This window comes from Streptomyces sp. RGM 3693 (assembly GCF_050471125.1).
Taxonomy (GTDB): domain Bacteria; phylum Actinomycetota; class Actinomycetes; order Streptomycetales; family Streptomycetaceae; genus Streptomyces.
This window is the reverse complement of sequence record NZ_JBMPPQ010000002.1, coordinates 1285474-1310814: the sequence shown is the minus strand read 5'-3', so window position 1 is coordinate 1310814 and position 25341 is coordinate 1285474. Positions and strand designations below refer to the sequence as shown.

The window sequence follows — 25341 nt, the reverse complement described above, 5'->3', positions numbered from 1 at the left end:
TCGCGTCGACGGTCGCCGGACAGCTGGACGACGCGGCGGGTGGTGTTCGGGTGGATCGGGAACCCGTTGCTCGCTCAGGGGCCGGAGCGCGGGGCGCTGCCGCAGTTGTACGCGGCGACCGAACCGGGCGTGGGCGGCGGGGAGTTCATCGGGCGGGGCGAGCGGCCCCGCCCGGGGGCGTCAGTGGCTCGCCTACGGCACCCGGAGCGTCAACGGCCCCTTGCCGTCGGCGGATTGGACCGGGATCTCGCGGCGGAGGCCGCCCGCGGTGAGACGGAGGGCGACCCGCCAGGTGCCCGGGGGGCCGCCGCGGAGGCGGGAGCGGGCGCGGTAGCGGTCGCCGGCGGCGCGTTCGACGGTGGTGCGCAGGGCCACGCAGCGGGTGGCGTCGCGCAGCACGAACTGGAGGCGGGCGTCGACGGGGCAGCCGGGGAGGGTGAGGCGGGCGTCGACCGTGGCGCGGCCGGTGCGGGTGCGGGCGGCGGCGCCCCGGAGGTCGGCACCGAGCAGGCGGCGGGCCCCGTCGTGGTCCAGGTCGAGATGGAGATGGCGGTGCGGTGAGGAGAGGAAGAGGGCGGCGACGGTGGGGCCGGTGGGGCCGTGGCTGATGACGCGGGGGGCGGTGTCGGTGGCCGACTCGCCACCTTCGGGGACGAGCCAGGCTTCCCGGCGGAGGGCGGCGGAGACGGTGGTGGTGCCGGCCGCGTCGGGGGACGGACCGGTCGCCGCCCCCGCGTCCCGGGGCCCGGACGGACCGGCGCCCGCCCCGTATGCGGTGACCGCGATCTTCAGGCCCCAGATGCCGTCCGCCAGGGGTTCGCCGTGGGCCGCGGTGGCCGGGTCGAGGGCGGCGTGCCAGGTGTCGTCGGGGCCGTAGGTGGCAGGGACGCGGAGGTGGGCGCCGCTGCGGTGGAGGATCAGCTCGACGCGGTCGGCGCCTACCGCGCGGAGGGTGGCGATGCCGCGGAGGTGGAGGACGCCGCCGACCCATTGGACGTCGATCAGGCGCTGGCGTACCGCGATCCGGGGGGTGAGGTCGTAGAGGGCGTCCGGCAGGGGGTGGTCCGGGTCGCGGAAGTGGGGGTAGGCGGCGTAGGCGCGGCCGTCCTCGATGCGGGGCGGGCCGGGCGTCGGGGCGGATCCGGGGGCGGAGTCGGCCTGGACGACGGCGGTCAGTTCGGCGTCGAGGCCGGCGCGCAGGCAGTGGGCGCGGAGCCGGAGGCCGGGCGGGAGGGCGGCGAGCACCCCCTCGGTGAGGTAGCGGTCGACCAGCGGGCGGGCGGCCTCGCGCATCGCGCGGCGGCCGGCCTCGTCCCGGGCGAGGTAGGGGGCCGCGAACGGCATGAGTATCTCGCCGTGGAAGTGGCGGATCATGAGTTTGTCGCGGTCGGGGCCGGGCGGGACCTCGGCGGCGAGGTCGGTCAGGACGGTGTCGATGTAGGCAAGGTAGGCGGGCCAGTCCACGTCCTGGCGGGAGGCGTTGCTGTCGTCGTCGCGACCGTAGAGGTAGTAGCAGTCGTAGTCGGCGAGGACCGAGATGGTCTGGGCGCGGACCAGGGCGGCGATGCCGAAGGGGAGGTCCTCGGCGAGCAGGCGGCCCTCGACGAAGCGCAGCCGGTGGCGCTCGATGAAGGAGCGGCGGAAGAGCTTGTAGGCGGCCAGGCTCCAGTAGACGGGTGAGTCGAAGACCGAGACGCGGGGGTTGGTGGTGCGCAGGTCGACGGGGGCGCCGCGGCCCTCCGCGCCGACGATCCGGCCGTAGACGATGTCGGAGTCGTGTTCCTCGGCCATGCGGACGAGGCGGGCCAGCGCCTCGGGGCCGAGGCGGTCGTCGGAGTCGAGGAAGAAGACGTAGTCGCCGGTGGCGTGGTCCAGGCCCACGTTGCGGGGTTTGCCGGCGCCGCCGGAGGCGGGCTGGTGGACGACGGTGAGCCGGGGGTGGCTGGCGGCGGCTTCGTCCAGCCAGGCGGCGCTGCCGTCGGTGGAGCCGTCGTCGACCGCGATGATCTCGATGCGGTGCGGGTCGAGCGTCTGGGTGAAGACCGAGCCGAGGCTGCGGTCGAGGTAGCGGCGGGTGTTGTGGACCGGCACGATCACGGTGACGGTCGCGGCGGGGCGGTCCGCTGCGGAGTCGGCTACGGGGCCGGTGGCGGAGCAGGCCGGGCCGTCGGGGCGGTGCGGGCCGTCGGAGCGGCCGGAGCTACCGGGGCGAGCGGGGTCAGTGGGGTCAGTGGCGTTGTCGGACACGGGAACAGTGGCCTCCGTTCCTTTCTGCGGGTCCTCGCCCTACCCCGCCCCCTCCGGGGTAAAACGGACTATCAAGACATCAAGCCATATAAATCGTTCGCTGCCTGTCTGCGCGCGGAGTACCGCGCCGACCTCGGAGGAGCGCCGGTGAGCCCGACACCTTCCGCACCCCAAGAGGGGGTCCGGGCCCACGAGGTTGCCCGGACCCCGCCCGGCGCGACCTGCGCCACACCCGCCGGCCGGACCCGATGGCGCCGGCCGGCCGCGCCCGGGCTCGCGGCGCTGCTGTCCATGGCGGCGTACTGCCTGGCGCTGACCGCCCACGGCAGCTACCCCTTCGGGCCGCGCTCCCGGGCCGTCAACGACCTGGGCAATCAGTTCGTGCCGTTCCACGCCCGGCTGTGGGACCTGCTGCACGGCACCGCCCACGGGGACCTGTTCTTCAACTGGGGCAGCGGGTACGGCGTCCCGTTCCTGGCGGACTTCGTCACGTATCTGATGAATCCGTTCTCCCTGCTGGTCGGAGTGTTCCCACGGGCGCTGGTGGATCTACCAGTGTTCCTGGTGACGCTGCTGAGCATCGGGCTGGGCGCGGCGCTGATGACCGTCCTGCTGGGGCGGCTGCGGCCCGGACCGGGCGGGCTGCGGGCACTGCTGGCGGTGGGGTACGCGCTGTGCGCCTGGGTGCTGAACGACGGGTCCGCCGATCCGATGTGGATGTGGGGACTGGTCTCGCTGCCCCTGTTGGGGATCGCCGCTGACTGGTGCCTGCGGCGGGTGCGCTGGGTGGCCGGGACGCTCCTGGTGACACTCGCCTGGGCCGGGAACTTCTACACCGCGGCGATGGCCACCCTGGCGACCGGCCTGGTGCTGGCGGTGCGGCTGCTGGTGGACGACGACGCCGTGGCGGCGCCGGCGGGCGGCCGGCTGCGGGCGGCAGCGCGGGTGGCGGGACGGGCGGCCGCCATGACGGCGACCGGGATCGCGCTGGCCGCGCCGGTGCTGACGGTGACGTTGAAGGCCAGCCGGACCTCGCAGCCGCCGCCCACGGCGGTGTACGGGGGCCGGCCGCCGCTGCTGGACCAGGTGGCGCAGCTGCTGCCGGGCGGCCACGGTGCGGTGCCGGCGCCGAACGTCTTCGTCGGGGTGCTGGCGCTGTTGCTGGTGGCCGCCTTCCCGTTCGTCCGGGCGGTGCCGGCCCGGGCGCGGATCGGGTGGTCGCTGCTCGCGGCGGCGATCGCCGTCTCGTTCGTCTGGAAGCCGACGATCCTGCTGTGGCACGGGCTGGCGCTGCCCAACGGAAGCCCGTACCGGGCCGCCTTCGTGCTCAGCGGGGTGCTGGTGATGATCGCCTGGCTGGCGCTGGCGCACCGCCCGCGGCCGCGGGAGCTGGCCGCGGGGGCGGGGCTGGTCGCGGTGCTGCTGTGGTGCTGCCGGGAGCGCAGCGCGGTGGGTGGCTCGACCTGGTTCGTGATGGTCGGCGGCGGTGCGGTGGTGCTGGCGGCGCTGCTGGCACCGGCCCGGCTGCGGGCGCGGCCGCGGGGGCGGGCGGCCGTCACCGCGGTGCTGGTCTGTGCGACCACGCTGACCGCCGCGTACACGACGTTCGCGGTGACGGCCGCGCGGGACCGCATCCCGTGGTTCCGGCCGAAGCTGACCCTGACCGCGGGGGCGCTGGCCACCCGGCGGGGACTGGCCGCCCGCGACGACTGGCCGCGCTCCCGCACGGACCCGGGCCCGCACGAGTTCGCCAACAACGATCCGCTGCTGCTCGGCGGCGAGGGCGGCGCGTACTACAGCAGCTACGTGCCCGCGGCGACCGCCCGGACGCTGCACGGGCTGGGCGCCGGCTGGTACATCCGGGGGCGGCACACGCTCAGCTTCGAGGACCCGGTGGGGCAGGCCCTGATGGGGGTGAGCAGCGCGCAGATGCAGCCGGTGGCGGGCGGGCCGCGCGGCCAGTACACCGTGCAGCGCGGCCCGGCGGCGCCGCTGCTAACCGTGCGGCGCGGGCCGCTGCCGGGCCCCGGGGCCGGCCCGGACACCGTCTTCGCCCGTCAGGAGCGGGTGCTGGGCGCCCGGGTCTACGAGGTGCCGCGACTGGTGCCCACGGCGGGGCCGCCCCCGGAGCGGGCGCCCGGCGGCTGGGTGCTGCCGGCCCGGCGGCAGCCCACCGTGCCCTCGGGTGCGGTGGCTCCCCAGGCCGGTGGGACGGTCTTCACCGCCCGGTGCACGCCGGGCAGTGAGGCGCTCTGGTACGCGCCGTGGTTCGCGGGCGAGGTCGACGGGCCGGGGACGACGACCCAGGCGGTGGGCCGGCGGGACGTCACCGCCGGCCCGCTGCGGCGGCTGGGCACCGTACCGGCGGACGGGGCGGTGCCGGTGCGGTTCGCCGGGGAGGGTCGCCAGTACGTGCCGGAGCGGGCGGTGGGCTGTCTGCGCCCGGGTCGGCTGGCCGCGGCGGTGCGGGCGCTGGAGGGGCCGGTCCGGCTGTCCGCCGGCGGCCACGGCCTGGTGGCGCGGCTGCATCCGGGGGCCGCCGGGACCGCGGTGCTCGCCCTGCCGGCGGTGTCCGGTTGGGGCTGTTCGGTGGATGGCGGGCCGGTCCGGGCGCCCGGGGCGTTGGGCGGGCTGTTGGCCGTTCCGCTGGGGCCGGGGGCGACGCGGCTGAGCTGCGCGTACGTCCCGCCGGGGCTGGCCGCGGGGCTGGCGGCGAGCGGGGCGGGGGTGCTGGCGGTGGGCGCGGTGGCCCGCGTCGGTGCCGTCCGCCGGCGGCGTCCGCGACACAGTCCACCCAGCCGCCCAAATAGTGCGTTTCGCCCGGATTTGTAAAACTGCTTTTCAGGGGACGGCCGCCTAAGCCGCCCCCTGTCCCCGGCGAAAAGGCCCGCTCATGAAGCTCTCCATCGTCGTCCCCTGCTACAACGAAGAAGCCGTGATAGGTCGCTTCGACGCACAGCTGCGCGCGGTGCTGGACGGTCTCACCGTCGCGTACGAGCTGTGTTACGTGGACGACGGCAGCCTCGACGGAACCCTGCCCCGGCTGCGCTCCCTGGCCCACCGGCACCGCGGCACCACCCGCTACCTCTCCTTCAGCCGCAACTTCGGCAAGGAGCCGGCGATGCTGGCCGGACTCAAGGCGGCCACCGGCGACGCGGTGATCATCATGGACGCCGACCTCCAGCACCCGCCGGAACTGATCGAGAAGATGCTCGACCTCTACCAGCTCGGCCACGACCAGGTCATCGCCCGGCGCAGCCGGGACGGCGACCGGCGGCTGCGCACCGCGCTCAGCCGCCTGTACTACCGCGCCGTCAACACCTGGATCGACGTCGAACTGACCGACGGCGCGGGCGACTTCCGGCTGCTGTCCCGCAAGGCGGTCGACGCACTGGTCTCGCTGCCCGAGTACAACCGCTTCTCCAAGGGGCTGTTCTCCTGGATCGGCTTCGACACCGTCAGCTTCGACTACCGCAACGCGGCCCGGGAGGCCGGCGAGACCAAGTGGCGCTTCGGCTCACTGGTCAACTACGGCATCGACGGGATGATCTCCTTCAACTGCCGTCCGCTGCGCGCCGCCATCTACACCGGGCTGAGCCTGGCGTTACTCGCCGCCCTCTACGCCCTGTGGGTCATCGGCGTCGCCGCCGTCGGCGGGGTCACCGCCCCCGGCTACGTGACGCTGGTGGCCATCGTCGTGGGGCTGGGCGGCCTCCAGATGGTGATGCTCGGCCTGATCGGCGAGTACATCGGGCGGATCTACTACGAGACCAAGCGGCGACCGCACTTCCTGGTCAAGGAGAGCGACGGCGCCGCGCCCGCCCCGGTGCACGCGCCGGCCCCGCCCGGGACCGCCACCGTCGGCCCGCGGCCCCGCTGATGCGCCGGCCGGCCACGGCGGTCCCCTGGGGGCAGGTCGTCCGGTTCACGGTGGTCGGCGGCGTCAACACCGTGACGTTCTACGCCTGTTACCTGCCGCTGCACCGCCTGCTGCCGTACTTCGCGGCCTACACCGTCGGCTTCGCCCTCAGCCTGGTCGGCTCGTTCTTCCTGAACACCTACTTCACCTACCGCACCCGCCCCACCTGGAAGAAGTTCCTGCTCTTCCCGCTGACCCAGGTCACCAACTACGCGGTGCAGAGCGCCGGTCTGGTGGCGCTGGTGAGCTGGCTGGGGATGAACAGCGTGGCCGCTCCGCTGGCCGCGGCACTGCTGGCGCTGCCGGTCACCTTCGTCGTCTCCCGACGCATACTCCGGCCCCCCACCCGCCGCGACAGCGCGCCCGGTCAGCCCGAGTCGTCGCCGGCGCGCTCCGGCGGACCGGTCTGACCCCGCAACGCCAGGAACGGCGCGGTCTGCCCGGCCTTCGCCTGCCGGGCCGCGTACAGCCGACCGTCGTTGCCGAGGGCGACCAGCACCGCCCGGCCGGCCGCGTCGTGGACCACCCCGGCCGCCGCCGAATGCGCCAGCCGGCACCGCTGCCAGGGCTTGGGCGCGGCCTGCGCCATCGCCACCCGGACGTCGCCGGCGTCGTCCCGGGCGGCCAGCACCATCCGGTCGCCGCTGCCGGTCGGCGCCAGCGCCACCCGCCCGTAGCCGCCGGCCCGCTCGCACTGCCCGGCGACCCGCCAACTGCCGACCGCCCGCTGCCGCTCGGCGATCAGCACCCGCGCGGTCCCCGACTGCCGGTAGGCGATCCGCACCACACCGCCAGCCAGAGGGGCGATGCTGATCGGCCCGCCCGGCTCCGGCAGCCCGGTGGCCGCGCCCGGCCGGGGCGTTCGTCCCGGTTCCTTGGACACCCAGTGCTGCACCGTCCGGACGCTCGGCGCGACCACGTGGATCAGCCCCGCGGAGTCCACACAGGCGTCGATCCCGTCGACGACCTGCGGGGACGCCTTGAGGGTGCCGATGCCGGCCGGTCCCTCCAGGAGGTCCCAGGGCGACCACTGTGCGCCGTGCGGCCCACTGCGGTGGCCGATCCCGCCGTCCCAGGTCCGGACGAACAGGTGCACCGTGCCGTCCGGGGCCGCCACCGCCGCCGGGAAGCCGATCTCCAGCGACCGGACCGGGTCCGGGTCCGGGGAGCCCAGCGACTCCCACTCCCCGAACGCGGGCCCCCCGTCCGGGCGGGTGCCGGACTGCCGCGCGGTGACCAGCTCGCGGCGGTGGTCGGTGTCGGGCCCGGGCAGGACCGTCCGGGACCCGAACAGTTGGAGGGTGCCATCCGGGTGACGCACCACGTGCAGCTGCCCCTGGAGCAGGTCCCCGCCGATCCGGTACGGCGCGCCGAACCGCCCGCTGCCCGCCGAGGTCTCCGCCCAGCCGTACGCGGCCCCGCCCAGCACCGCGAAGGCGGTCAGCCGGCCGTCCCGGGCTGGCCGCACCCAGGCGTTGGAGCCGGGCGCGCGCAGCCGGGTGCTGCGGGTCCAGCTCCGCGGGCTGCCGTTGAGGGCGGAGCCGCCGACCTTGCGGTCGCCGCAGCCCGCCGGGTCGGCGCACGGGCGGTGGTCGGCCCAGCCGTAGGTGTTCAGCGTCCCGGCCTTGCGGCGGACGGTCGACGGGTCGAGGTCGCCGGGGAGGACGCCGAGTTCGTAGCCGAGGTAGTTCTCCACGAGGGTCGGGGCGGGGCGGCTGCGCCCCCAGTAGCGGGCCAGCGCCGCCTGGGTGAAGTGGGCGGAGGCGGTGTGGTCCTGGTGGTCGAAGTAGCGCAGACCGGCCAACCGGGGGTCGGGGGTGGACAGCGGCCGTTTGCCGGAGTGCACCGCGTTGGGGTCCAGGGTGCGGACGACGGTGGGCCGGACCCAGTCCAGGACCGCCGTCAGGGTGTCGGTGACCTGGTCGCGGGTGTAGCGGAACTGCCGCTGAACGGGGCTGCCCTCGGGGCGCAGCGTGGGGATCGAGTCGGCCACCCCGAGCCAGAGGCCGCGCAGGCTGATGGCGCGCGGCTGGTAGACCGCGCGGGCCTCGACCAGCTCCAGGAAGACCAGCTGGTGCTGGGGGGCGGCGCGCAGCGTCTGGACCTCCACCTGGAAGCCGCGGAGCAGGGTGCGGGCCTCGGCGTCCCAGGTGCTCTCCGGGTCGCCGGTGGCCATCTGGGCGTGCGCGGCGAGCAGTCCGTTGACCCGGGCCCGGGCGAACGCCGACCGGTCGGGGATCACCCGGTGGTGCAGGGCGGTGCCGCGGGGGGCGTTCCGGCCGTCGGACTCCCCGCCCGTCAGACAGACCGTGACGGTCCGCGCGCCGCTGCGGATGGCCTGCTCCAGGCCCGGATTCATGAAGAACAGGCCGTCGTCGGGGTGCGCGATGACGTGCAGGAACACCTGCTCGTCCGGTTCCTCGGCGGACTCCTGCTCGCGGGCCGGCGGGGCCGGGCGCGAGGTGTCGGGGGAGGTCCAGGCCCACACGCCGGCGCCCGCGGTGGCCGCAAGAACGGCACCGCCGGTGACCTGCAACAGCCGGCGGCGCGACGTCAACGGCCCTGAGGGTCCTGACCGGGGCACATCCTCAGTATTTGCGGGCCCCGGCGATCCCGCGCGCCCACAAGGCCGCCGCGGCCCGGTCCACGCACGGCACCCCGGGCCTCCCCACCGAGGGACGACAACTCCTTCGGGTGAATCGTGGCGCATGGCGGTGAGTGTCGGGTGAGCATCGGAGTGAGTGCCCGTCAGTCGGCTGACGCCGTACCGCAGCGAGGGGGACGGTGCCGCCCCGGGACGTCGACGGACTGCCCCTGCCTGCCGCGGCGTTGGCCGGCTGGGCATCCCGCCGCCGGACAGGTGTGCGGATAGCATTCCCCGGTAGTTCTCGACCGGGGGGTGGCTCCACATCAGCACGCACGACGACGTCTTCCTGCCCTTGCGCTCCGAGGATCCACGGGAGGTGGCCGGCTACCGGCTGCTGGCCCGTCTGGGCGAGGGCGGCATGGGCTCGGTGTACCTCACCCGCACCCGCGGCAACCAGCCCGCCGCGCTGAAGGTCATCCGCCGGGAGTTCGGGCAGGACCCGGACTTCCGCAGCCGCTTCGAGCAGGAGGTCCGGGCCGCCCGACGGGTCCAGGGCTACCACATCGTCTCGGTCCTCGACCACGACACCAGCGGCGAACTCCCCTGGCTGGCCACGGCGTTCATCCCCGGCCTGCCGCTCGACGAGGCCCTGCGGTACGGCCCGCTGCCGCTGCCGGCGGTCTTCCAGCTGATCGGCGCGGCGGCCACCGCCCTGGGCTCGGTGCACGCCGCCGGGGTCGTCCACCGCGACCTCAAGCCGAGCAACGTCCTGCTCGGCTCGCAGGGCCCCTACGTCATCGACTTCGGGATCGCCCGGGCCGCCGACGCCACCCAGCTCACCCGCAGCGGCGGCTTCATCGGCACCCCGCAGTACATGTCCCCCGAGCACGCGGGCGGCGAGCAGGTCACGCCCGCCGCCGACCTCTTCTCGCTGGGCCTGATCGCGGCGGTCGCGGCCACCGGCCGGCACCCGTACGGGGACGGCGCGGCCATCACCGTCGCCGCCCGGATCGCCAACACCGCGCAGGTCGCCCCGGACCTCACCGGCTACCCGGACGCGCTGCGCCCGCTGCTCACCCGCTGCCTGGCCGCCGACCCCCAACAGCGGCCGGCGCCCGCCGAGTTGGCGGAGCTGTGCCGGGCGGCGTCCGGGCGCGGACCGCGGGACTTCGACGACTGGCTGCCGACCCCCGTGGCCGCCGAGATCGCCCGGCGGGAGCGCGCCGCCGAGGAACTCCCGGACCCGCAACCGGCCACCACCCCGCCGCCGCCCGGCTACACCCCGACGCAGGGCCCGGCCGGCCACGCCCCCACCTGGGGAACGGGCCCGCACGCCGCCCCGACCCAGGGCGCCACCGGCCCCGTACCGACGCCCGGCCATCTGCACGCCATGCCCACCACCGGCCCCGGCGCACCCGCGGCCGGCCCGCGGCGCAACCCCGCGCTACGGGCCGCGCTCGGTGTGGTGGCGCTGATCGCGGTGGCCGGCATCACCTGGACCGTGGCGCGCAGCGACGGCTCCGGCGACCAGGCCACGGGCCGGCACGACTCCCCCACCCCCGCGCACGGGAAGGACGGCTCGTCCGGCCCGCCGCCCACCCCGTCCGCGTCCCCGACACCGGACGGGAACGCCGGCTACCAGGTCGCCTTCAAGGACCGCCCGTTCGCCCTGCGCGCGCCCTCCGAGGCGGGCTTCAACTACATCGACCTGGACGTCCCCAAGTCGGTGCCCGGCACGCAGATCGACGAGTCCCCCTACGAGATCACCTACAACGGCGTGTCCGGGATCGGCCTGGAGTTCCACACCCCCATGGGCCGCAGCACCGGCCGGACCGCCCAGGCGTGCCTGGACGGCTCGCACTCGGACGTCCTCCCGGACAAGGTGCGGCGCGAAGAGCTGGACAAGGGCCAGACGATCCACGTCGGCACCCTGCTGTGCACGGAGACCACCGACGGCAACCTGGCGATGATCGAGATCACCGGCATGAGCCCGAACCACCAGAGCAACATGCCGGACTTCGCGACCAAGGTGACGCTCTGGAAGAAGGGCTAGCCGGGGCCCGTCCGGCCCCTGATCCACCGGACAAGGGCCGGGCAGGGGCCGGGCAGGGGCCGGGTAGGGGCCGGGTAGGGGTCGGGTAGGGCCCTGAAACGCGGCGCGGGGGCGCCCGGAGAGATCCGGCCGCCCCGCGCCGCGTCCGCTGCGCCTACTCCGCGCCCAGCGCCGCCGTCACCGACCCCGCCAACGCGTCGAGGTACCCCGCGGGCACCTCGTCGCGGACCACCAGCAGCCGCCAGTACAGCGGCCCGGTCAGCAGGTCGAGCGCCAGCTGGGGATCCACGTCCACGGGCAGCTCACCGCGCTCCACCGCCCGCGCCACCACCGCCGCGGCGACGCCCTCCTGGCTGTCGTGCAGCGCGGACTTCAACGCCGTGGCCAGCTCCGGGCTGCGCGCCGCCTCGGCCAGCAGGTCCGGGATGATCTGCGAGGCCATCGGGTGCCGCAGCGCGCGGGCCGCGACCTCCAGCACCATCCGGACGTCGCCGCGCAGCGACCCGGTGTCCGGGGCCGGCAGTCCCGCCGCGGCGACCGCCGAGATCACGTCCAGGACCAGGTGCAGTTTGGAGCGCCAGCGCCGGTAGACGGCGGTCTTGCCGACCCCGGCCCGCCGGGCGATGCCCTCGATGGACATCCGGGCGAAGCCGACCGCGGCCAGCTCCTCGAAGACCGCCGCGCGGATCGCGGCGGTCTTGTCCTCCCGCAGCACGGCGGCGCCGGCCGGGGCCCGGCGCGCACCGGACGCCGCCGGGCCTCTCTCGCTCTCGGTGCCGTCTTTTGCCATGCCTTGATCCTAGCGGCACGACGCTACGGTTGCGTTTCGACGTGAACCGGCCCTACTGTCGACGTCGCGACGATACGGACCCGTTCCATCGTCGTGTCGGACCCTGGCGTCCGCCCGACCGGACTCCGACGTCCCCGTACGAAAGCGAAAGCGGCCCATGCCCCAGACCCTCGCTCCCCCGCCCCCCGGCCCGGCCCCGGCTCCCGTCCGGCCGGCCGGCTCCGGCGGCTCACCCGACCCGGAGCTGCGCGCCCTGGCCGAACGCCACGGCCTGACGGTGAGCGGCGCCCGCCCCTCGCTGTCCGAGTACACCCGGCAGCTGTGGCACCGGCGGCACTTCATCACCTCGTTCGCCACCGCCAAGCTCACCGCGATGTACACCACCTCCAAGCTCGGCCAGCTCTGGCAGGTGATCACCCCGCTGCTCAACGCCGGCGTCTACTACTTGATCTTCGGCGTGCTGATCGGCACCCGGAAGGGCGTCCCGGACTACATCCCGTACCTGGTGACCGGCGTCTTCGTCTTCACCTTCCTGCAGAACTCGGTGATGACCGGCACCCGGGCGATCTCCGGCAGCCTCGGCCTGGTGCGCGCGCTGCACTTCCCCCGCGCCTGCCTGCCGATCTCGTTCTGCCTGGCACAGCTCCAGCAGCTGCTGTACTCCATGGGCGTGCTGGTGATCATCCTGCTGTGCTTCGGGCAGGTGCCGACCTGGTCGTGGCTGCTGGTCGTCCCGGCGCTGACGCTCCAGTTCGTCTTCAACGTCGGCCTCGCGATGGTCATGGCGCGGCTCGGCGCGCGGACCCCGGACCTGGCGCAGCTGATGCCCTTCATCATGCGGACCTGGATGTACGCGTCCGGCGTGATGTTCAGCATCAGCCTCATCCTCAAGGGCAAGCACCTCCCGCAGATCGTGGTGGTGCTGCTGAACGGCAACCCGGCCGCGGTCTACATCGACCTGATGCGCTTCGCCCTGATCGACAGCTTCAAGGCGCACCAACTCCCGCCGCACGTCTGGGCGTTCGCGGCCGGCTGGGCACTGCTGGCGGGCGTCGGGGGCTTCGTGTACTTCTGGAAGGCCGAGGAGCGGTACGGACGTGGCTGAGTTCATGACGGAGAACCTGAGCGTGAGCGGCACCGGCCCGGCGGCACCGGACGAGCCCCGCATCCCGACCGTGATCGCCGACCAACTGCACATCGTCTACCGCGTCTACGGCACCGGCGCCGGCAAGGGCAGCGCCACCGCGGCGCTGGGCCGCATCGCCCGCCGCAAGCCCGCCACCGGCGTGCGCGAGGTGCACGCCGTCAAGGGCGTCTCCTTCACCGCCTACCGCGGCGAGTCGATCGGCCTGATCGGCTCCAACGGCTCCGGCAAGTCGACCCTGCTCCAGGCGGTCGCCGGGCTGCTGCCCGCCGAGCGCGGCAAGGTCTACACCCACGGCCAGCCCTCGCTGCTCGGCGTCAACGCGGCCCTGATGAACGACCTGACCGGCGAGAAGAACGTCATCCTCGGCGGCCTGGCGATGGGCATGAGCCGCGAGGAGGTCCACGAACGCTACGACGGCATCGTCGACTTCTCCGGCATCAACGAGAAGGGCGACTTCATCTCGCTGCCGATGCGCACTTACTCCTCCGGTATGGCCGCCCGGCTGCGGTTCTCCATCGCGGCCGCCAAGGACCACGACGTGCTGCTGATCGACGAGGCCCTGGCCACCGGCGACCGCAGCTTCCAGAAGCGCTCCGAGGCCCGCATCCGGGAGCTGCGCGAGGAGGCCGGCACGGTCTTCCTGGTCAGCCACAACAACAACTCCATCCGCGACACCTGCGACCGGGTCCTGTGGCTGGAAAAGGGCGTCCTCCGCATGGACGGCCCCACCGACGACGTCCTCGCCGCCTACGAGGACTTCACCCAGGGCTAGTAGCCCTCCTCCCTCCCCCCCTCTCCCCTGGCCCACAACGCCGTGAGCGCCGGACAGGCCCACCAGCCCGTCCGGCGCTTGCGGGCAAGGGGGCCGGCGCCGCCGGGCGCCGCCCCCACCGGCCTCAGCTATGCGTACGCAGCAACGTCCGCATGGTCCGCATGGCCACCGAGAGATTCGCCAGATCGAACCCCTCGGACCCGTGGATCTCCTCCAGCGTGGCCCGCGCCCGCGTCAGGATCGCCGCGTTCGCCTCCTCCCACGCCGAGAACCGCTCCTGCGGCGACGCCGACCCGTTGCCCACCGACAGCACGTCCGAGGTGAGCGCGGCGTGCGCCGCGAAGAGGTCCTCGCGGATGGAGGCACGGGCCATCGACTGCCAACGGTCGTTCCGCGGCAACTCCAGGATCCGGTCCAGGAGTTGGTTGATCCGCAGCCGGTCGCCCAGGTCGTAGTAGACCTCCGCGACGGCCAGCGGCTCCTTGCCCGTACGGTCCGCGATGGCGACGATGTCCAGCGCCGGGAAGACCGACGAGAAGCCGGACACCTGGACGGCCAGCGGCTCGGACACCCCGGCGTCGGTCAGCTCCTCCAGGATCGTCTGGTACCACTCCAGGTCACTGCCCTGGAGCAGCTTCGGCAGCTCCGCCCAGACCTGCGCCACCCGCTCCGAGAAGAACTCGATCGTCCCGGACAGCTCCAGCGGCTGACGGCGGTTGTTGAGCAGCCAGCGGGTGCCGCGCTCGACCAGCCGGCGCGAGTGCAGCCGGATCCGGGTCTGGACGTCGGCCGCGACGACGTTGTCGAGCGCCTCGACGTCGTCCCAGACCTGGTTGAGGCGGAAGATCGCGCGGGCCGCGGTGTGCGCCCGGACGACCTCTTCCAGCGAGGCTCCGGTCTCCTCCCGCATCCGGTGCAGGAAGCTCGTACCACCGGTGTTGACGGTGTCGTTGACCAGCACCGTGGTGACGATCTCGCGGGACAGCGCGTGCCCGTCGACCTGGTCGGTGAAGTCCTCCCGCAGCGCGGTCGGGAAGTACGCGTGCAGCAGGCGCTGGAGGTAGGGGTCGTCCGGCAGCCCCGTCTGGATCAGCTCGTCGGCCACCGTGATCTTGGTGTAGGCGAGCAGGACCGCGGTCTCCGGCTGGGTCAGGCCGCGCCCGGCGTTCAGCCGCTCCCGGATCTGCCGGTCGCTGGGCAGGAACTCCAGCGCCCGGTCCAGGTGCCTGTCGCGCACCAGGCGGCGCATGAAGCGCTGCTGGGCGTGGAGCATGCTGGAGGACTGGGCGATGGCCAGCGCCAGTGCGGTGTTCTGCGCGTAGTTGTTGCGCAGCACCAGCGAGCCGACCTCGTCGGTCATCTGGGCCAGGAGCTTGTTCCGCTGCTTGACCGTCATGTCGCCGTTGGCGACGACGGAGTTGAGCAGGATCTTGATGTTGACCTCGTGGTCGGAGGTGTCCACACCGGCGCTGTTGTCGATCGCGTCGGTGTTGATCTTCCCGCCGGCAATGGCGAACTCGATCCGGCCCAACTGCGTCAGGCCCAGGTTGCCGCCCTCGCCGACGACCTTGACCCGCAGGTCCTCACCGTTGACCCGGATCGCGTCGTTGGACTTGTCGCCCACGTCGGCGTGCGACTCGGTGGACGCCTTGACGTACGTGCCGATGCCGCCGTTCCACAGCAGGTCGACCGGGGCCTTGAGGATGGCCTGCATCAGGTCGGCCGGCGTCATCTTCTTCACGCCGGACTCGATGCCCAGCGCGGCCCGCACCTGGGCGTTGATCGGGATGGACTTGGCCGACCGCGGGTGCACCCCGCCGCCCTGCGAGAGCAGGTCGGTGTTGTAGTCCGCCCACGAGGAACGCGGCAGCTCGAACAGCCGGCGGCGCTCGGCGTACGAGGTCGCCGCGTCCGGCTTGGGGTCGAGGAAGATGTGCCGGTGGTCGAAGGCGGCGACCAGCCGGATGTGCTCGCTGAGCAGCATGCCGTTGCCGAACACGTCACCGGACATGTCGCCGACGCCGACGACGGTGAAGTCCTGGGTCTGGGAGTCGTGGCCCAGCTCCCGGAAGTGCCGCTTGACCGACTCCCAGGCGCCGCGGGCGGTGATGCCCATGCCCTTGTGGTCGTAGCCGGCGCTGCCGCCGGAGGCGAACGCGTCACCCAGCCAGAAGCCGTAGGACTCGGCGACCTCGTTGGCGATGTCGGAGAACGTCGCGGTGCCCTTGTCGGCGGCGACCACCAGGTAGGTGTCGTCCTCGTCGTGCCGGACGACGCCCTTGGGCGGGACGACCTCGCCGCCGACGAGGTTGTCGGTGATGTCCAGCAGACCCGAGATGAAGGTCTTGTAGCAGGCGATGCCCTCGGCCAGCCACGCGTCCCGGTCCTGCGCCGGGTCCGGCAGCTGCTTACCGACGAAGCCGCCCTTGGCGCCGACCGGCACGATGACGGTGTTCTTGACCATCTGCGCCTTGACCAGGCCGAGGATCTCGGTGCGGAAGTCCTCCCGCCGGTCCGACCAGCGCAGACCACCGCGTGCGACCTTGCCGAACCGCAGGTGGACGCCCTCGACGCGGGGCGAGTACACCCAGATCTCGTACGCCGGGCGGGGCGCCGGAAGATCGGGGATGGCCTGCGGGTCCAGCTTCATGGACAGGTAGGAGTGCGGCCGGCCCGTGCTGTCGCGCTGGTAGTGGTTGGTGCGCAGGGTCGCCTTGATGACGGTGAGGAAGGAGCGCAGGATGCGGTCCTCGTCGAGGGAGGCGACCTGGTCCAGGGCGCCTTCCAACTCCTCCAGCAGCCCGTCGATCAGCTCGGTGCCGGCGCTCTGCCGCTCCGGGGACATCCGTGCCTCGAAGAGCGAGACCAGCAGCCGGGTGGTGTGGACGTTGTTGGAGAGGGTGTCCTCCATGTACGTCTGGCTGAAGGTCGAACCGGCCTGCCGCAGGTACTTGGCGTAGGCACGGAGCACCATCGCCTGACGCCAGTCGAGACCGGCCCGCAGCACCAGCTGGTTGAAGTCGTCGCTCTCGGCGGCGCCCGTCCACACCGCGGTGAACGCCTCCTGGAAGCGCTCGCGGGCGTCGTCACCCGAGACGTGCTCGGGCATCCGCAGACCGAAGTCGTAGACCCAGGCGAGGGTGGCGTCGGCGCAGCGCAGCTCGTGCGGACGCTCGTCGACGACCTCGACGCCCAGGCGGTTGAGGCCGGGCAGCACCTTCGACAGCGAGACCGGCTCGCCCCGGCGGTAGATCTTGAAGCGGCGCTCACCGGGGCTGGCGTTGACCGGCTCGTAGAGGCTGACCGCGAAGTCGTGGCCCGGCTCCCCGGTGAGCTTCTCCAGGTGCTGGAGGTCGGCGACCGCGCTGCGCGGGTTGTTGTCGGCCTTGTAGCCCTCGGGGAAGGCGTGGGCGTAGCGGCGCAGCAGCTCGGCGGCGCGCTCCTCGCCGACCTCGGCGGTCAGCGCCTCGGCGAAGCCGTCGGCCCAGGAGCGGGCGGCCTCCACCAGCCGGGCCTCGATGCGGTCCACGTCCGCGTCGGTGAGCTCGGACAGGGCGGTGCCGGGCTCGACCCGGATGAGGAAGTGCAGCCGGGAGAGCACCGACTCGGTGTTCCAGGCGGTGAAGTCGACGCTGGTGCCGCCCAGCTCCTCCTTGAGGATGTCGATCAGCCGCAGCCGGACACCGGTGGTGTAGCGGTCCCGCGGGAGGTAGACGAGCGCGGAGTAGTAGCGGCCGTACTCGTCCTGGCGGAGGTAGAGCCGCAGACGACGGCGCTCTTGGAGGTAGAGCACGCTGGTGGCGATGGACCGCAGCTGGTCGGCCGGGGTCTGGAACAACTCGTCGCGCGGGTAGGTCTCCAGGATCTGGAGCAGGTCGCGGCCGTCGTGGCTGTTCGGGCTGAAGCCGGCGCCCTCCAGGACCTCGGCGACCTTGCGGCGGATCACCGGCACCCGTCGGACGGACTCGGTGTACGCGGCCGAGGAGAACAGGCCCAGGAAGCGGCGCTCCCCGATGACGTTGCCGTCCTTGTCGAACTTCTTCACCCCGACGTAGTCGAGGTAGGAGGGCCGGTGGACGGTGGCGCGGCTGTTGGCCTTGGTGAGGATCAGCAGCTTGTGCTCACGGGCCTTGGCGCGGGCGTCCGCGGGCAGCCGGTTGAAGGACGGCGAGACGGGGTGTCCGGCGTCGCTCTCGCGGTGCGCCGGGTCGGAGCGCAGGATGCCCAGGCCGGTGCCGGGGATCGCGGTGAGGACGTCCTCCTCCGTGCCGTCGTCGCAGGGCGCGCAGGCGAGCTCGTACTCGCGGTAGCCGAGGAAGGTGAAGTGCTCGTCGGAGAGCCAGCGCAGCAGCTCCCGGGCCTCCTCGACCTCCTCCGCGCGGATGTCGTCGGCGATCGGCTCGGCGGGCAGGTCCTCGGCGATCCGCAGGGCGGCGGAGCGCATCTTGTCCCAGTCCTCGACGGCCTCGCGGACGTCGGAGAGCACCCGCAACAGATCGGCGGTGATCTGCTTGAGGTCGTCCTTGTCGGTCTCCCGGTCGATCTCGACGTGGATCCAGGACTCGACGACCGCGTCGTGCGGCAGCTCGGTGGCCTTCCGGCCGCCGTTGAGGCCGTGCACGTCACCGTTGATGTCGAGGACCTCGATCAGCTTGCCGGTGACGTCCCGGCGAACGATCAACTGCGGGTGGATCACGACGTGGATGCCGCGCGCCTGCCGCGAGAGCTCGTTGGTGACCGAGTCGACCAGGAAGGGCATGTCGTCGGTGACCACCTCGACGACGGAGTGGCTGCACGTCCAGCCGTTCTCCTCGACGGTCGGGGTGTGCACCCGCACATTCGCGGTGCCCTGGGGCCGGTGCTCGGCGAGGCGGTAGTGGGAAAGCGCGGCACCGAAGACATCGACCGGGTCGCGGTCGGCGAGGTCCTCGGGGGCGGTGTGCAGGTAGTAGCGCTGGAGGTATCCCGTGAGGGTGTCCGGGTCCAGTCCGCGTACCGGGGTCTTCGCCCCGGCCGGGCTGCTCTCACCTACCCGGGCGGCCCTCGCGAGCAGCTCGATCTTGGCTTCGTCCAGCTTGGTCTGCATGTCCTCTGGCTCCTGTCGCGCGCCGTTGCGTGACGTCGTGGAAAAACGTGGGAAGGGCTGTGGAAGCCGCACAACGCCGCCGCGACGCGAGGTGTCCTGTCGCTGTCGACGCTATGCCGCGATGGGGGAAGGCCGTACCGCCGTCGACGAGTTTTGACGAAGTCGACATGGATTGGCGGCCGCAACGATCAGCAGCCGCCCGGTCACGGTGGTGTCCCGGGCGCACGGCGGGGGCCTTGCTACCCCCGCGGACTATCGCGCTGATCACGGTGCAAGGCTATCTCTCCCGACAACTGCCCCGTTATGCGCCGTGCACGTAAAACCACACCCTTAACTTGGCCCTTCTGGACAATGGGGCGCCGGGGTGGCGTATGTGTAGCGGGCCGGTGCGCAGCAGGCCGGTGTGCAGCGGGCCGAACCGCTAGGCCGCGATGTCCTCCGCGACCTGCACGGCCTCGGCGAGACTGTCCACCACCGGCACTCCGGCGGCCGTCAGACTGCTCCGGCTGTGCGAACCGCCGGTGTACAGCACCGCATGGGCTCCCGCGTCACGCGCGGCCACCGCATCGTCGACGGCGTCCCCGATCACCACCGTACGCCCCGGATCGACGCTCTCCAGAGCCGCCAGATGACGGACCATCTGCGCGCTCTTCGACCCCCCGGACGGCCCCGTGCGGCCCTCGACCCGGACGAACCGCGAGGCGATGCCCAGGCCGCGGACCAGGGGTATCAGCTCGTCGTGGCCGAACATGCTGAGGATCGACTGGCTCCGTCCGGCCGCCTGCCAGGACGCGAGCAGCGTCTGTGCGCCCTCGGCGAGGCCGCACCCCACCCGGTGCTCGGTGTAGTACCGGTGGAAGGTGTCGTCCATCACCTGCCACTCGGCCTCGGTCGGCAGCCGGCCCATCAGCCGCTCGTAGAACCGGGGCACCGGCACGCAGTACAGCTCGCGGTACCGCTCCAGGGTGATCGGCGCCAGGCCGATCTCCGCGAAGGCGGAGTTGGTCGCCGCGATCACGGCGTCGATGTCGTGGAACAAGGTGCCGTTCCAGTCCCACACGATGTGTGCGGCGGGCTTCCTCATGCCGATCCCCGGTCCTTCCCCCGCGCGATTGCCATGGGAAAAACCGTACCCGCCGCCACTGACAACGGCGACGGGCCGGCGGCCGGGCCGCCACGCCGGGGCGTCACCCCAGCAACTGCGGAATCTCCTGCACCCCGAACCACATCAGGTCGTGGTCCTCGGCACCGTCCACCGTGAACTGCGCGTCGTCGTCGCCGACATCGGCCGCGCCCAGCGCCGCCGCGGCCGCCGCCACGTCCTCCACCGCGTCCGCGGCGTCCACGTGCACCGCCGCCGCCTTCGACAGCGGCACCGGCCCGGCGATCCGCACCTCGCCCAGCGCGGACTGGTCCAGCCCCAGGTCCGGGTCCACGGCCGCGCTCCGGTCCGGCACGTCCACCGCCAACACGACCCGCCGCCGGGCCACGTCCGGGTGCCCGGCCAGCAGTCGCAGCGACGCCTGCGCCGCGCGGTTCAGGGCCGCGTACTCCAGCTCTTCGATGTCGTCCGAGACGTACCACTCCCGCAGCGCGGGCGTGACGGCGTACGCGAGCAGCGGGCCGGCCTCCAGCTCACCGCTCTGATGTGCCGCAGCGAGCCCGGAAAGCGTCAGGGGAACGTAGACACGCATAACAGCCGCTCTCGCTAGATCCAGAACAATGCCCCGCCAGCATACGGCCGTGCGTCCCCCATCGTGCCGCCCCGGCACCTCCCGTCACACCCGGCCCGCACCCCTCCGCCGCCCCGACCCCGCCCCGCAATCCCGGGCCCGTGTCACGGACGGGTGAAAATCCCCCGCCGTACCCCCGACGGCCGCGCGCCTTGCCGTCCCCGGCGCCCCGCCGACAAGATCCCACACCACAAGCTACCGCCCGGTAATCACTCCGGGCCGGGCACGAGGGGGCACCGCGATGACCGATACGACCAGCGAGAACACCGCAACGACCGGCGCCACGACGGACACCCGCCCGGCCCCTGCGGACCCGGCCCGCCCAGGCCCGCCCTCCGGCGGTGCGACACCGGGTGCGCCCACCGCCGACGGCCCGGCGCCCGCCCCGACCGTCCCCCGCCCCCGCCGCTCCCCCACCGACCGCACCCCCGACGCCCCGAACACCCCCGGCACCCCGCCCAAACCGGCGCCGGCGCCCACCGCGCCGCGCCGCACCGTTCCCCCGGCCCGCCGCGACACCCGCCGCCCCACCGGCCCCGCGGGCCGCGGCCCCGGCTCCCCCGGCAACCGCGGACCCACCCGCACCCCACACCTCACCCGCACCACCACCCCACGCCGCCCCGCCAGCCCGCCCACCACCCCACTCCCCACCCGGGACACCCCACTCCCCACCCCCAGTGCCCGACGCCACGCCCACGAGAACCGGCCCCACCTCTGGTTCGCCCACCAACTCCTGCTCACCCTGAGCGCCCAACGCCCCGTCCACGCCCTCCTCGGACACGCCCTGCCCGCCGCCTACGACCAACTCGCCGAACTCGCCCCGCTGTCACCCCTGCGCCCCTATGTCGCCCCGGGCCTGCGCGCCCCCGTCCCGGCCCTCCACGCCTGCGGTCTGTGCCGCCCCCGCGACGGCGTCATCGAGGCGTTCGCCCGCATCACCACCGGCGCCCGCCTGCGCGCCCTGGCATTCCGCCTGGAACGGGGCGCCGACGCCCGCTGGCGCTGCGCCGCCCTCGACATCGGCCCCTTCCCCTAGGACCTGGCCAACCCCGATCCGCGGGACAGGCCCTCGCCAGGACCTGTCCCACAGGTCGGACCCGCGCAGCACGAAGGGCGCCCCGGCCGGCCACGGCCAGGGCGCCCTTCGCTTCAGCTTCCGCCGCGCAGCGGACCGCTGCGCGGCATGCGGCTACTTCTTGCGGCGGCGGCCCCCGCTCTTCTGCGCCTTGCGCCGCTCCGCACGCGTCAGCCCATCGGCCTCCGAGCGGGCCGGACCCTCGCCCTCCACGTCGCTGACGAAGTCGCCCTCGATGACGCTGCCGTCACCGTCGACCTTGGGCGCGGTGAAGTGCAGCCGATCGGGCCGCTGCGGCGCCTCCAGGCCCTTGGCGTGGATCTCCGGACGCCCCGTACCGGCCGCTGCCGGGACGGCCTCCTCGTCGCCCTGCTCCAGCGGGGCGCGCTCGGCGGCCTCCTCCACCGGGACCTCCTCGACCTGCTGCTCCACCTGGACCTCCAGGTTGAACAGGTAGCCGACGGACTCCTCCTTGATGCCCTCCATCATCGCGGTGAACATGTCGAAGCCCTCGCGCTGGTACTCGACCAGCGGGTCCTTCTGGGCCATCGCCCGCAGGCCGATGCCCTCCTGGAGGTAGTCCATCTCGTAGAGGTGCTCACGCCACTTGCGGTCCAGGACGGACAGCACCACGCGGCGCTCCAGCTCCCGCATGATCTCCGAGCCCAGCTGCTCCTCACGGGCGGCGTACTGCTCGTGAATGTCGTCCTTGATGCCGTCGGCGATGAACTCGGCGGTCAGGCCCGCGCGGTCGCCGACCTCCTCCTCCAGCTCCTCGATGGTCGCCTTGACCGGGTAGAGCTGCTTGAACGCGCCCCACAGGCGGTCCAGGTCCCACTCCTCGGCGAAGCCCTCGACGGTCTCCGCCTGGATGTAGGCGTCGATCGTGTCTTCCATGAAGTGCTTGACCTGGTCCTGGAGGTCCTCGCCCTCCAGGACGCGGCGCCGCTCGCCGTAGATGACCTCGCGCTGGCGGTTGAGCACCTCGTCGTACTTCAGGACGTTCTTGCGGGTCTCGAAGTTCTGCTGCTCGACCTGCGACTGGGCGGAGGCGATCGCCCGCGTCACCATCTTGTTCTCGATCGGCACATCGTCGGGCACGTTGGCCATCGCCATGACCCGCTCGACCATCTGGGCCTTGAACAGCCGCATCAGGTCATCGCCCAGGGAGAGGTAGAACCGCGACTCACCCGGGTCGCCCTGTCGGCCGGAACGACCGCGCAGCTGGTTGTCGATACGCCGCGACTCGTGCCGCTCGGTGCCCAGGACGTAGAGCCCGCCGAGCTCCTTGACCTCCTCGAACTCCGCCTTGACGGCCGCCTCGGCGCGCTCCAGGGCGGCGGGCAGCGCGGCCGCCCACTCCTCCACGTGCTCGACCGGGTCCAGCCCCGCCTGGCGCAGCTCGGTCTCGGCGAGGTCGTCGGGGTTGCCGCCGAGCTTGATGTCCGTACCGCGGCCGGCCATGTTGGTGGCGACCGTCACCGCGCCCTTGCGGCCGGCCTGGGCGACGATCGTCGCCTCCCGGTCGTGCTGCTTGGCGTTGAGCACCTCGTGGGCGATGCCGCGCTTCTTGAGCTGCTGCGAGAGGTACTCGGACTTCTCGACGGAGGTGGTGCCGACCAGGATCGGCTGACCCTTCTCGTGCTTCTCGGCGATGTCCTCGACGACCGCGTCGAACTTCGCGGGCTCGGTGCGGTAGATCAGGTCCGCCTGGTCCTTGCGGACCATCGGCCGGTTCGTCGGGATCGGGACGACGCCGAGCTTGTAGATCTGGTGGAACTCCGCGGCCTCGGTCATGGCCGTACCGGTCATGCCGGAGAGCTTGTCGTAGAGGCGGAAGAAGTTCTGGAGGGTGATCGTGGCGAGCGTCTGGTTCTCGTCCTTGATCTCCACCCCTTCCTTCGCCTCGATGGCCTGGTGCATGCCCTCGTTGTAGCGGCGGCCGGCGAGGATACGACCGGTGTGCTCGTCGACGATCATGACCTCGCCGTCGATGACGACGTAGTCCTTGTCGAGCTTGAACAGCTCCTTGGCCTTGATCGCGTTGTTGAGGTACCCGACCAGCGGCGTGTTGACCGACTCGTAGAGGTTGTCGATGCCCAGCCAGTCCTCGACCTTGCCGACACCGGACTCGTGGATGCCGACGGTGCGCTTCTTCTCGTCGACGTCGTAGTCGCCGGTCTCCTCGACACCGCGCTGCGGGTTGGCCGGCTCGCCCCGCTTGAGGCGCTGCACCAACTTGGCGAAGTCGCCGTACCACTTGGTGGCCGAGTCCGCCGGACCCGAGATGATCAGCGGCGTACGGGCCTCGTCCACCAGGATCGAGTCGACCTCGTCGACGATCGCGAAGTTGTGGCCGCGCTGGACCAGTTCGTCCTGCGACCACGCCATGTTGTCGCGCAGGTAGTCGAAGCCGAACTCGTTGTTGGTGCCGTAGGTGATGTCACAGCCGTACTGCTCGCGGCGCTGAGCCGGCGTCATGTCGGACAGGATGCAGCCCACGGACAGGCCCAGGAACTTGTGGACCCGGCCCATCATCTCGGAGTCGCGCTCGGCGAGGTAGTCGTTGACCGTGATCAGGTGGACGCCCTTGCCGGACAGCGCGTTCAGATACGCCGGGAGGGTACCCACCAGGGTCTTGCCCTCACCGGTCTTCATCTCCGCGACGAAGCCGAGGTGCAGGGCCGCACCACCCATCAGCTGGACGTCGTAGTGCCGCTGGCCGAGCACCCGCTTGGCGCCCTCCCGGACCGTGGCGAACGCCTCGGGCAGCAGGTCGTCGAGGCTCTCGCCGTCCGCGTAGCGCTGCTTGTACTCATCGGTGAGCGCCCGCAGCTCGGCGTCGGAGAGCGCCGCGAAGTCCTCTTCGATGGAGTTCACCTGGCCCGCGATGCGGTGCAGCTTGCGCAGGATCTTTCCTTCGCCTGCACGCATGATCTTCGTCAAGACGGACACTTGGGCTGGTCTCCTTGCCGGTCGGGCCTGCACGGTCGAGTGCGCGGGCGCGGCATGTTTCCAGGGGGCAGGCCCCGCCGCAACGGCCATCGTAAAGGAGGACGCTGTCCGGCCGGGAGGTCCGCCGCAGCCGAGCCCGCCGACCCCTCGCCAGGTCAACGCACGAGCCCGCGAGAAGGTGCCGGAAAAGTTTCCGCAGAACCACCGAAAACCTCCCGCAGACATTCCCGGAACCGTTCCCGGCGCCCCTGGGCCACAGTGCCCGGAATCATGACGAAAACGGCTCGCGATGCGGTGCCCGCCGCAGCAGACTCACCACATGATGCCCGTCACCCTCACCACCGACCGCCTCCTGCTGCGCCCCTTCGAGCCCTCTGACGTGCCCGCGGTACACGCCGCCTGTCAGGACCCCGACATCCCCCGCTGGACCGACGTCCCCTCGCCGTACAGCCACGCCGACGCGGAGCGGTTCGTCGACACCGTCGCCGCCGAGGGCTGGCGGAACGACACCTCCTACACCTTCGCCGTGGTCACCCGGGCCGGCGGAACCCTGGTCGGTTCCATGGCTCTGCTCCGACTCGACCAGCTGCGCACCCTGGAGCGGCAGGCGGAGCTCGGTTACTGGACGGCGAAGGAGCAGCGCGGCCAGGGCTACACCGCGGAAGCCGCCGGCGCGGTGGTCCGCTGGGCCTTCCGCGAGCTGGCCGTGGAACGCCTGGAATGGCTCGCCGAGGCCGGCAACGAAGGCTCCTGGGCGGTCGCCCGCAAGGTCGGCTTCCACCGGGAGGGCACCCTGCGCGCCAAGCTGGTGCACGACGGCACCCGCCGGGACCTCTGGATCGGCTCCCTCCTCCCGTCCGACCTGCCCCGCGAGCCCGTCCCCGCCGGCTCCGCCACCCTCCCGTCCCAGGCCCCCACGCCCTACCTCCCCCACCCCCGCTAACCCCCTGACCTGCGGGAACGGCCGAACCCCGGGG

Annotated in this window: 15 protein-coding genes; 8 read left to right on the top strand and 7 right to left on the bottom strand. The window is 72.7% G+C overall.

The features are described 5' to 3' along the window. Positions 1–192: 192 nt before the first annotated feature. Positions 193–2247 (bottom strand): glycosyltransferase family 2 protein, encoded by a 2055-nt coding sequence (locus ACO0M4_RS23135; RefSeq protein WP_430372841.1) that lies wholly within the window; start codon positions 2245–2247, stop codon positions 193–195. 147 nt (positions 2248–2394) lie between these two features. On the opposite strand from ACO0M4_RS23135, the gene ACO0M4_RS23130 reads away from it, so the two are divergent. The 3 genes from ACO0M4_RS23130 (at position 2395) to ACO0M4_RS23120 (ending at position 6576) form a co-directional block, all read left to right on the top strand. Then, positions 2395–5079, top strand: coding sequence for a YfhO family protein (locus ACO0M4_RS23130; RefSeq protein WP_430372840.1), 2685 nt, complete (start codon positions 2395–2397; stop codon positions 5077–5079). Between the two features lie 61 nt (positions 5080–5140). Continuing rightward, positions 5141–6127 carry a glycosyltransferase family 2 protein gene (locus ACO0M4_RS23125; RefSeq protein WP_430372839.1) on the top strand — a complete coding sequence of 329 codons (987 nt, stop codon included), beginning with the start codon at positions 5141–5143 and terminating at the stop codon, positions 6125–6127. Beyond that, complete coding sequence (locus ACO0M4_RS23120; RefSeq protein WP_430372838.1) at positions 6127–6576, top strand: GtrA family protein; 450 nt, start codon at positions 6127–6129, stop codon at positions 6574–6576. Before ACO0M4_RS23125 ends, ACO0M4_RS23120 begins: the two co-directional genes overlap by 1 nt. Here the strand turns inward: ACO0M4_RS23120 and ACO0M4_RS23115 are convergent. After that, entirely contained in the window at positions 6534–8723 is a 2190-nt protein-coding gene (locus ACO0M4_RS23115) for a PIG-L family deacetylase (RefSeq protein WP_430372837.1), read from the bottom strand. The two genes, ACO0M4_RS23120 and ACO0M4_RS23115, sit on opposite strands and share 43 nt — an antisense overlap. 406 nt (positions 8724–9129) lie before the next feature. On the opposite strand from ACO0M4_RS23115, the gene ACO0M4_RS23110 reads away from it, so the two are divergent. Further along, on the top strand, positions 9130–10806 hold the full coding sequence (locus ACO0M4_RS23110) for a protein kinase domain-containing protein (RefSeq protein WP_430372836.1): 1677 nt from the start codon (positions 9130–9132) through the stop codon (positions 10804–10806). A gap of 154 nt (positions 10807–10960) precedes the next feature. Here ACO0M4_RS23110 and ACO0M4_RS23105 read toward each other — a convergent pair whose 3' ends face one another. Further along, positions 10961–11596, bottom strand: a complete 636-nt coding sequence (locus tag ACO0M4_RS23105; RefSeq protein WP_430372835.1) for a TetR/AcrR family transcriptional regulator — start codon at positions 11594–11596, stop codon at positions 10961–10963. Between the two features lie 157 nt (positions 11597–11753). Here ACO0M4_RS23105 and ACO0M4_RS23100 point away from each other — a divergent pair, with 157 nt between their 5' ends. Together ACO0M4_RS23100 and ACO0M4_RS23095 are read left to right on the top strand one after the other, a co-directional pair. Continuing rightward, positions 11754–12701 (top strand): ABC transporter permease, encoded by a 948-nt coding sequence (locus ACO0M4_RS23100; protein ID WP_430372834.1) that lies wholly within the window; start codon positions 11754–11756, stop codon positions 12699–12701. A 4-nt stretch (positions 12702–12705) separates the two neighbouring features. Then, the gene (locus ACO0M4_RS23095) at positions 12706–13515 is read left to right on the top strand and encodes an ABC transporter ATP-binding protein (protein WP_430373907.1); all 810 of its coding nucleotides are present in this window, start codon (positions 12706–12708) and stop codon (positions 13513–13515) included. A 124-nt stretch (positions 13516–13639) separates the two neighbouring features. Here the strand turns inward: ACO0M4_RS23095 and ACO0M4_RS23090 are convergent, their stop codons facing one another. From ACO0M4_RS23090 to ACO0M4_RS23080, 3 genes are all read right to left on the bottom strand, one after another. Then, entirely contained in the window at positions 13640–18601 is a 4962-nt protein-coding gene (locus ACO0M4_RS23090) for an NAD-glutamate dehydrogenase (protein ID WP_430372833.1), read from the bottom strand. Between the two features lie 421 nt (positions 18602–19022). Next, positions 19023–19685 (bottom strand): HAD family hydrolase, encoded by a 663-nt coding sequence (locus tag ACO0M4_RS23085; protein WP_430372832.1) that lies wholly within the window; start codon positions 19683–19685, stop codon positions 19023–19025. Between the two features lie 103 nt (positions 19686–19788). Continuing rightward, positions 19789–20295 (bottom strand): DUF6912 family protein, encoded by a 507-nt coding sequence (locus ACO0M4_RS23080; protein WP_430372831.1) that lies wholly within the window; start codon positions 20293–20295, stop codon positions 19789–19791. Between the two features lie 280 nt (positions 20296–20575). Here ACO0M4_RS23080 and ACO0M4_RS23075 point away from each other — a divergent pair, with 280 nt between their 5' ends. Then, entirely contained in the window at positions 20576–21370 is a 795-nt protein-coding gene (locus tag ACO0M4_RS23075) for an Rv3235 family protein (protein WP_430372830.1), read from the top strand. A 153-nt stretch (positions 21371–21523) separates the two neighbouring features. Here ACO0M4_RS23075 and secA read toward each other — a convergent pair whose 3' ends face one another. Continuing rightward, positions 21524–24364 carry a preprotein translocase subunit SecA gene (secA, locus tag ACO0M4_RS23070; protein WP_430372829.1) on the bottom strand — a complete coding sequence of 947 codons (2841 nt, stop codon included), beginning with the start codon at positions 24362–24364 and terminating at the stop codon, positions 21524–21526. A gap of 319 nt (positions 24365–24683) precedes the next feature. Between secA and ACO0M4_RS23065 the strand changes: the two genes are divergently transcribed. Continuing rightward, on the top strand, positions 24684–25307 hold the full coding sequence (locus ACO0M4_RS23065; RefSeq protein WP_430372828.1) for a GNAT family N-acetyltransferase: 624 nt from the start codon (positions 24684–24686) through the stop codon (positions 25305–25307). Positions 25308–25341 lie beyond the last annotated feature (34 nt).

Bases quoted from the DNA above. Each gene is read 5' to 3' on its own strand.
- ACO0M4_RS23120 (WP_430372838.1), top strand. From the start codon at position 6,127: ATGCGCCGGCCGGCCACGGCGGTCCCCTGGGGGCAGGTCGTCCGGTTC.
- ACO0M4_RS23125 (WP_430372839.1), top strand. From the start codon at position 5,141: ATGAAGCTCTCCATCGTCGTCCCCTGCTACAACGAAGAAGCCGTGATA.
- ACO0M4_RS23105 (WP_430372835.1), bottom strand. From the start codon at position 11,596: ATGGCAAAAGACGGCACCGAGAGCGAGAGAGGCCCGGCGGCGTCCGGT.
- ACO0M4_RS23100 (WP_430372834.1), top strand. From the start codon at position 11,754: ATGCCCCAGACCCTCGCTCCCCCGCCCCCCGGCCCGGCCCCGGCTCCC.
- ACO0M4_RS23075 (WP_430372830.1), top strand. From the start codon at position 20,576: ATGACCGATACGACCAGCGAGAACACCGCAACGACCGGCGCCACGACG.
- ACO0M4_RS23065 (WP_430372828.1), top strand. From the start codon at position 24,684: ATGATGCCCGTCACCCTCACCACCGACCGCCTCCTGCTGCGCCCCTTC.
- ACO0M4_RS23085 (WP_430372832.1), bottom strand. From the start codon at position 19,685: ATGAGGAAGCCCGCCGCACACATCGTGTGGGACTGGAACGGCACCTTG.
- ACO0M4_RS23080 (WP_430372831.1), bottom strand. From the start codon at position 20,295: ATGCGTGTCTACGTTCCCCTGACGCTTTCCGGGCTCGCTGCGGCACAT.
- ACO0M4_RS23090 (WP_430372833.1), bottom strand. From the start codon at position 18,601: ATGCAGACCAAGCTGGACGAAGCCAAGATCGAGCTGCTCGCGAGGGCC.
- ACO0M4_RS23095 (WP_430373907.1), top strand. From the start codon at position 12,706: ATGACGGAGAACCTGAGCGTGAGCGGCACCGGCCCGGCGGCACCGGAC.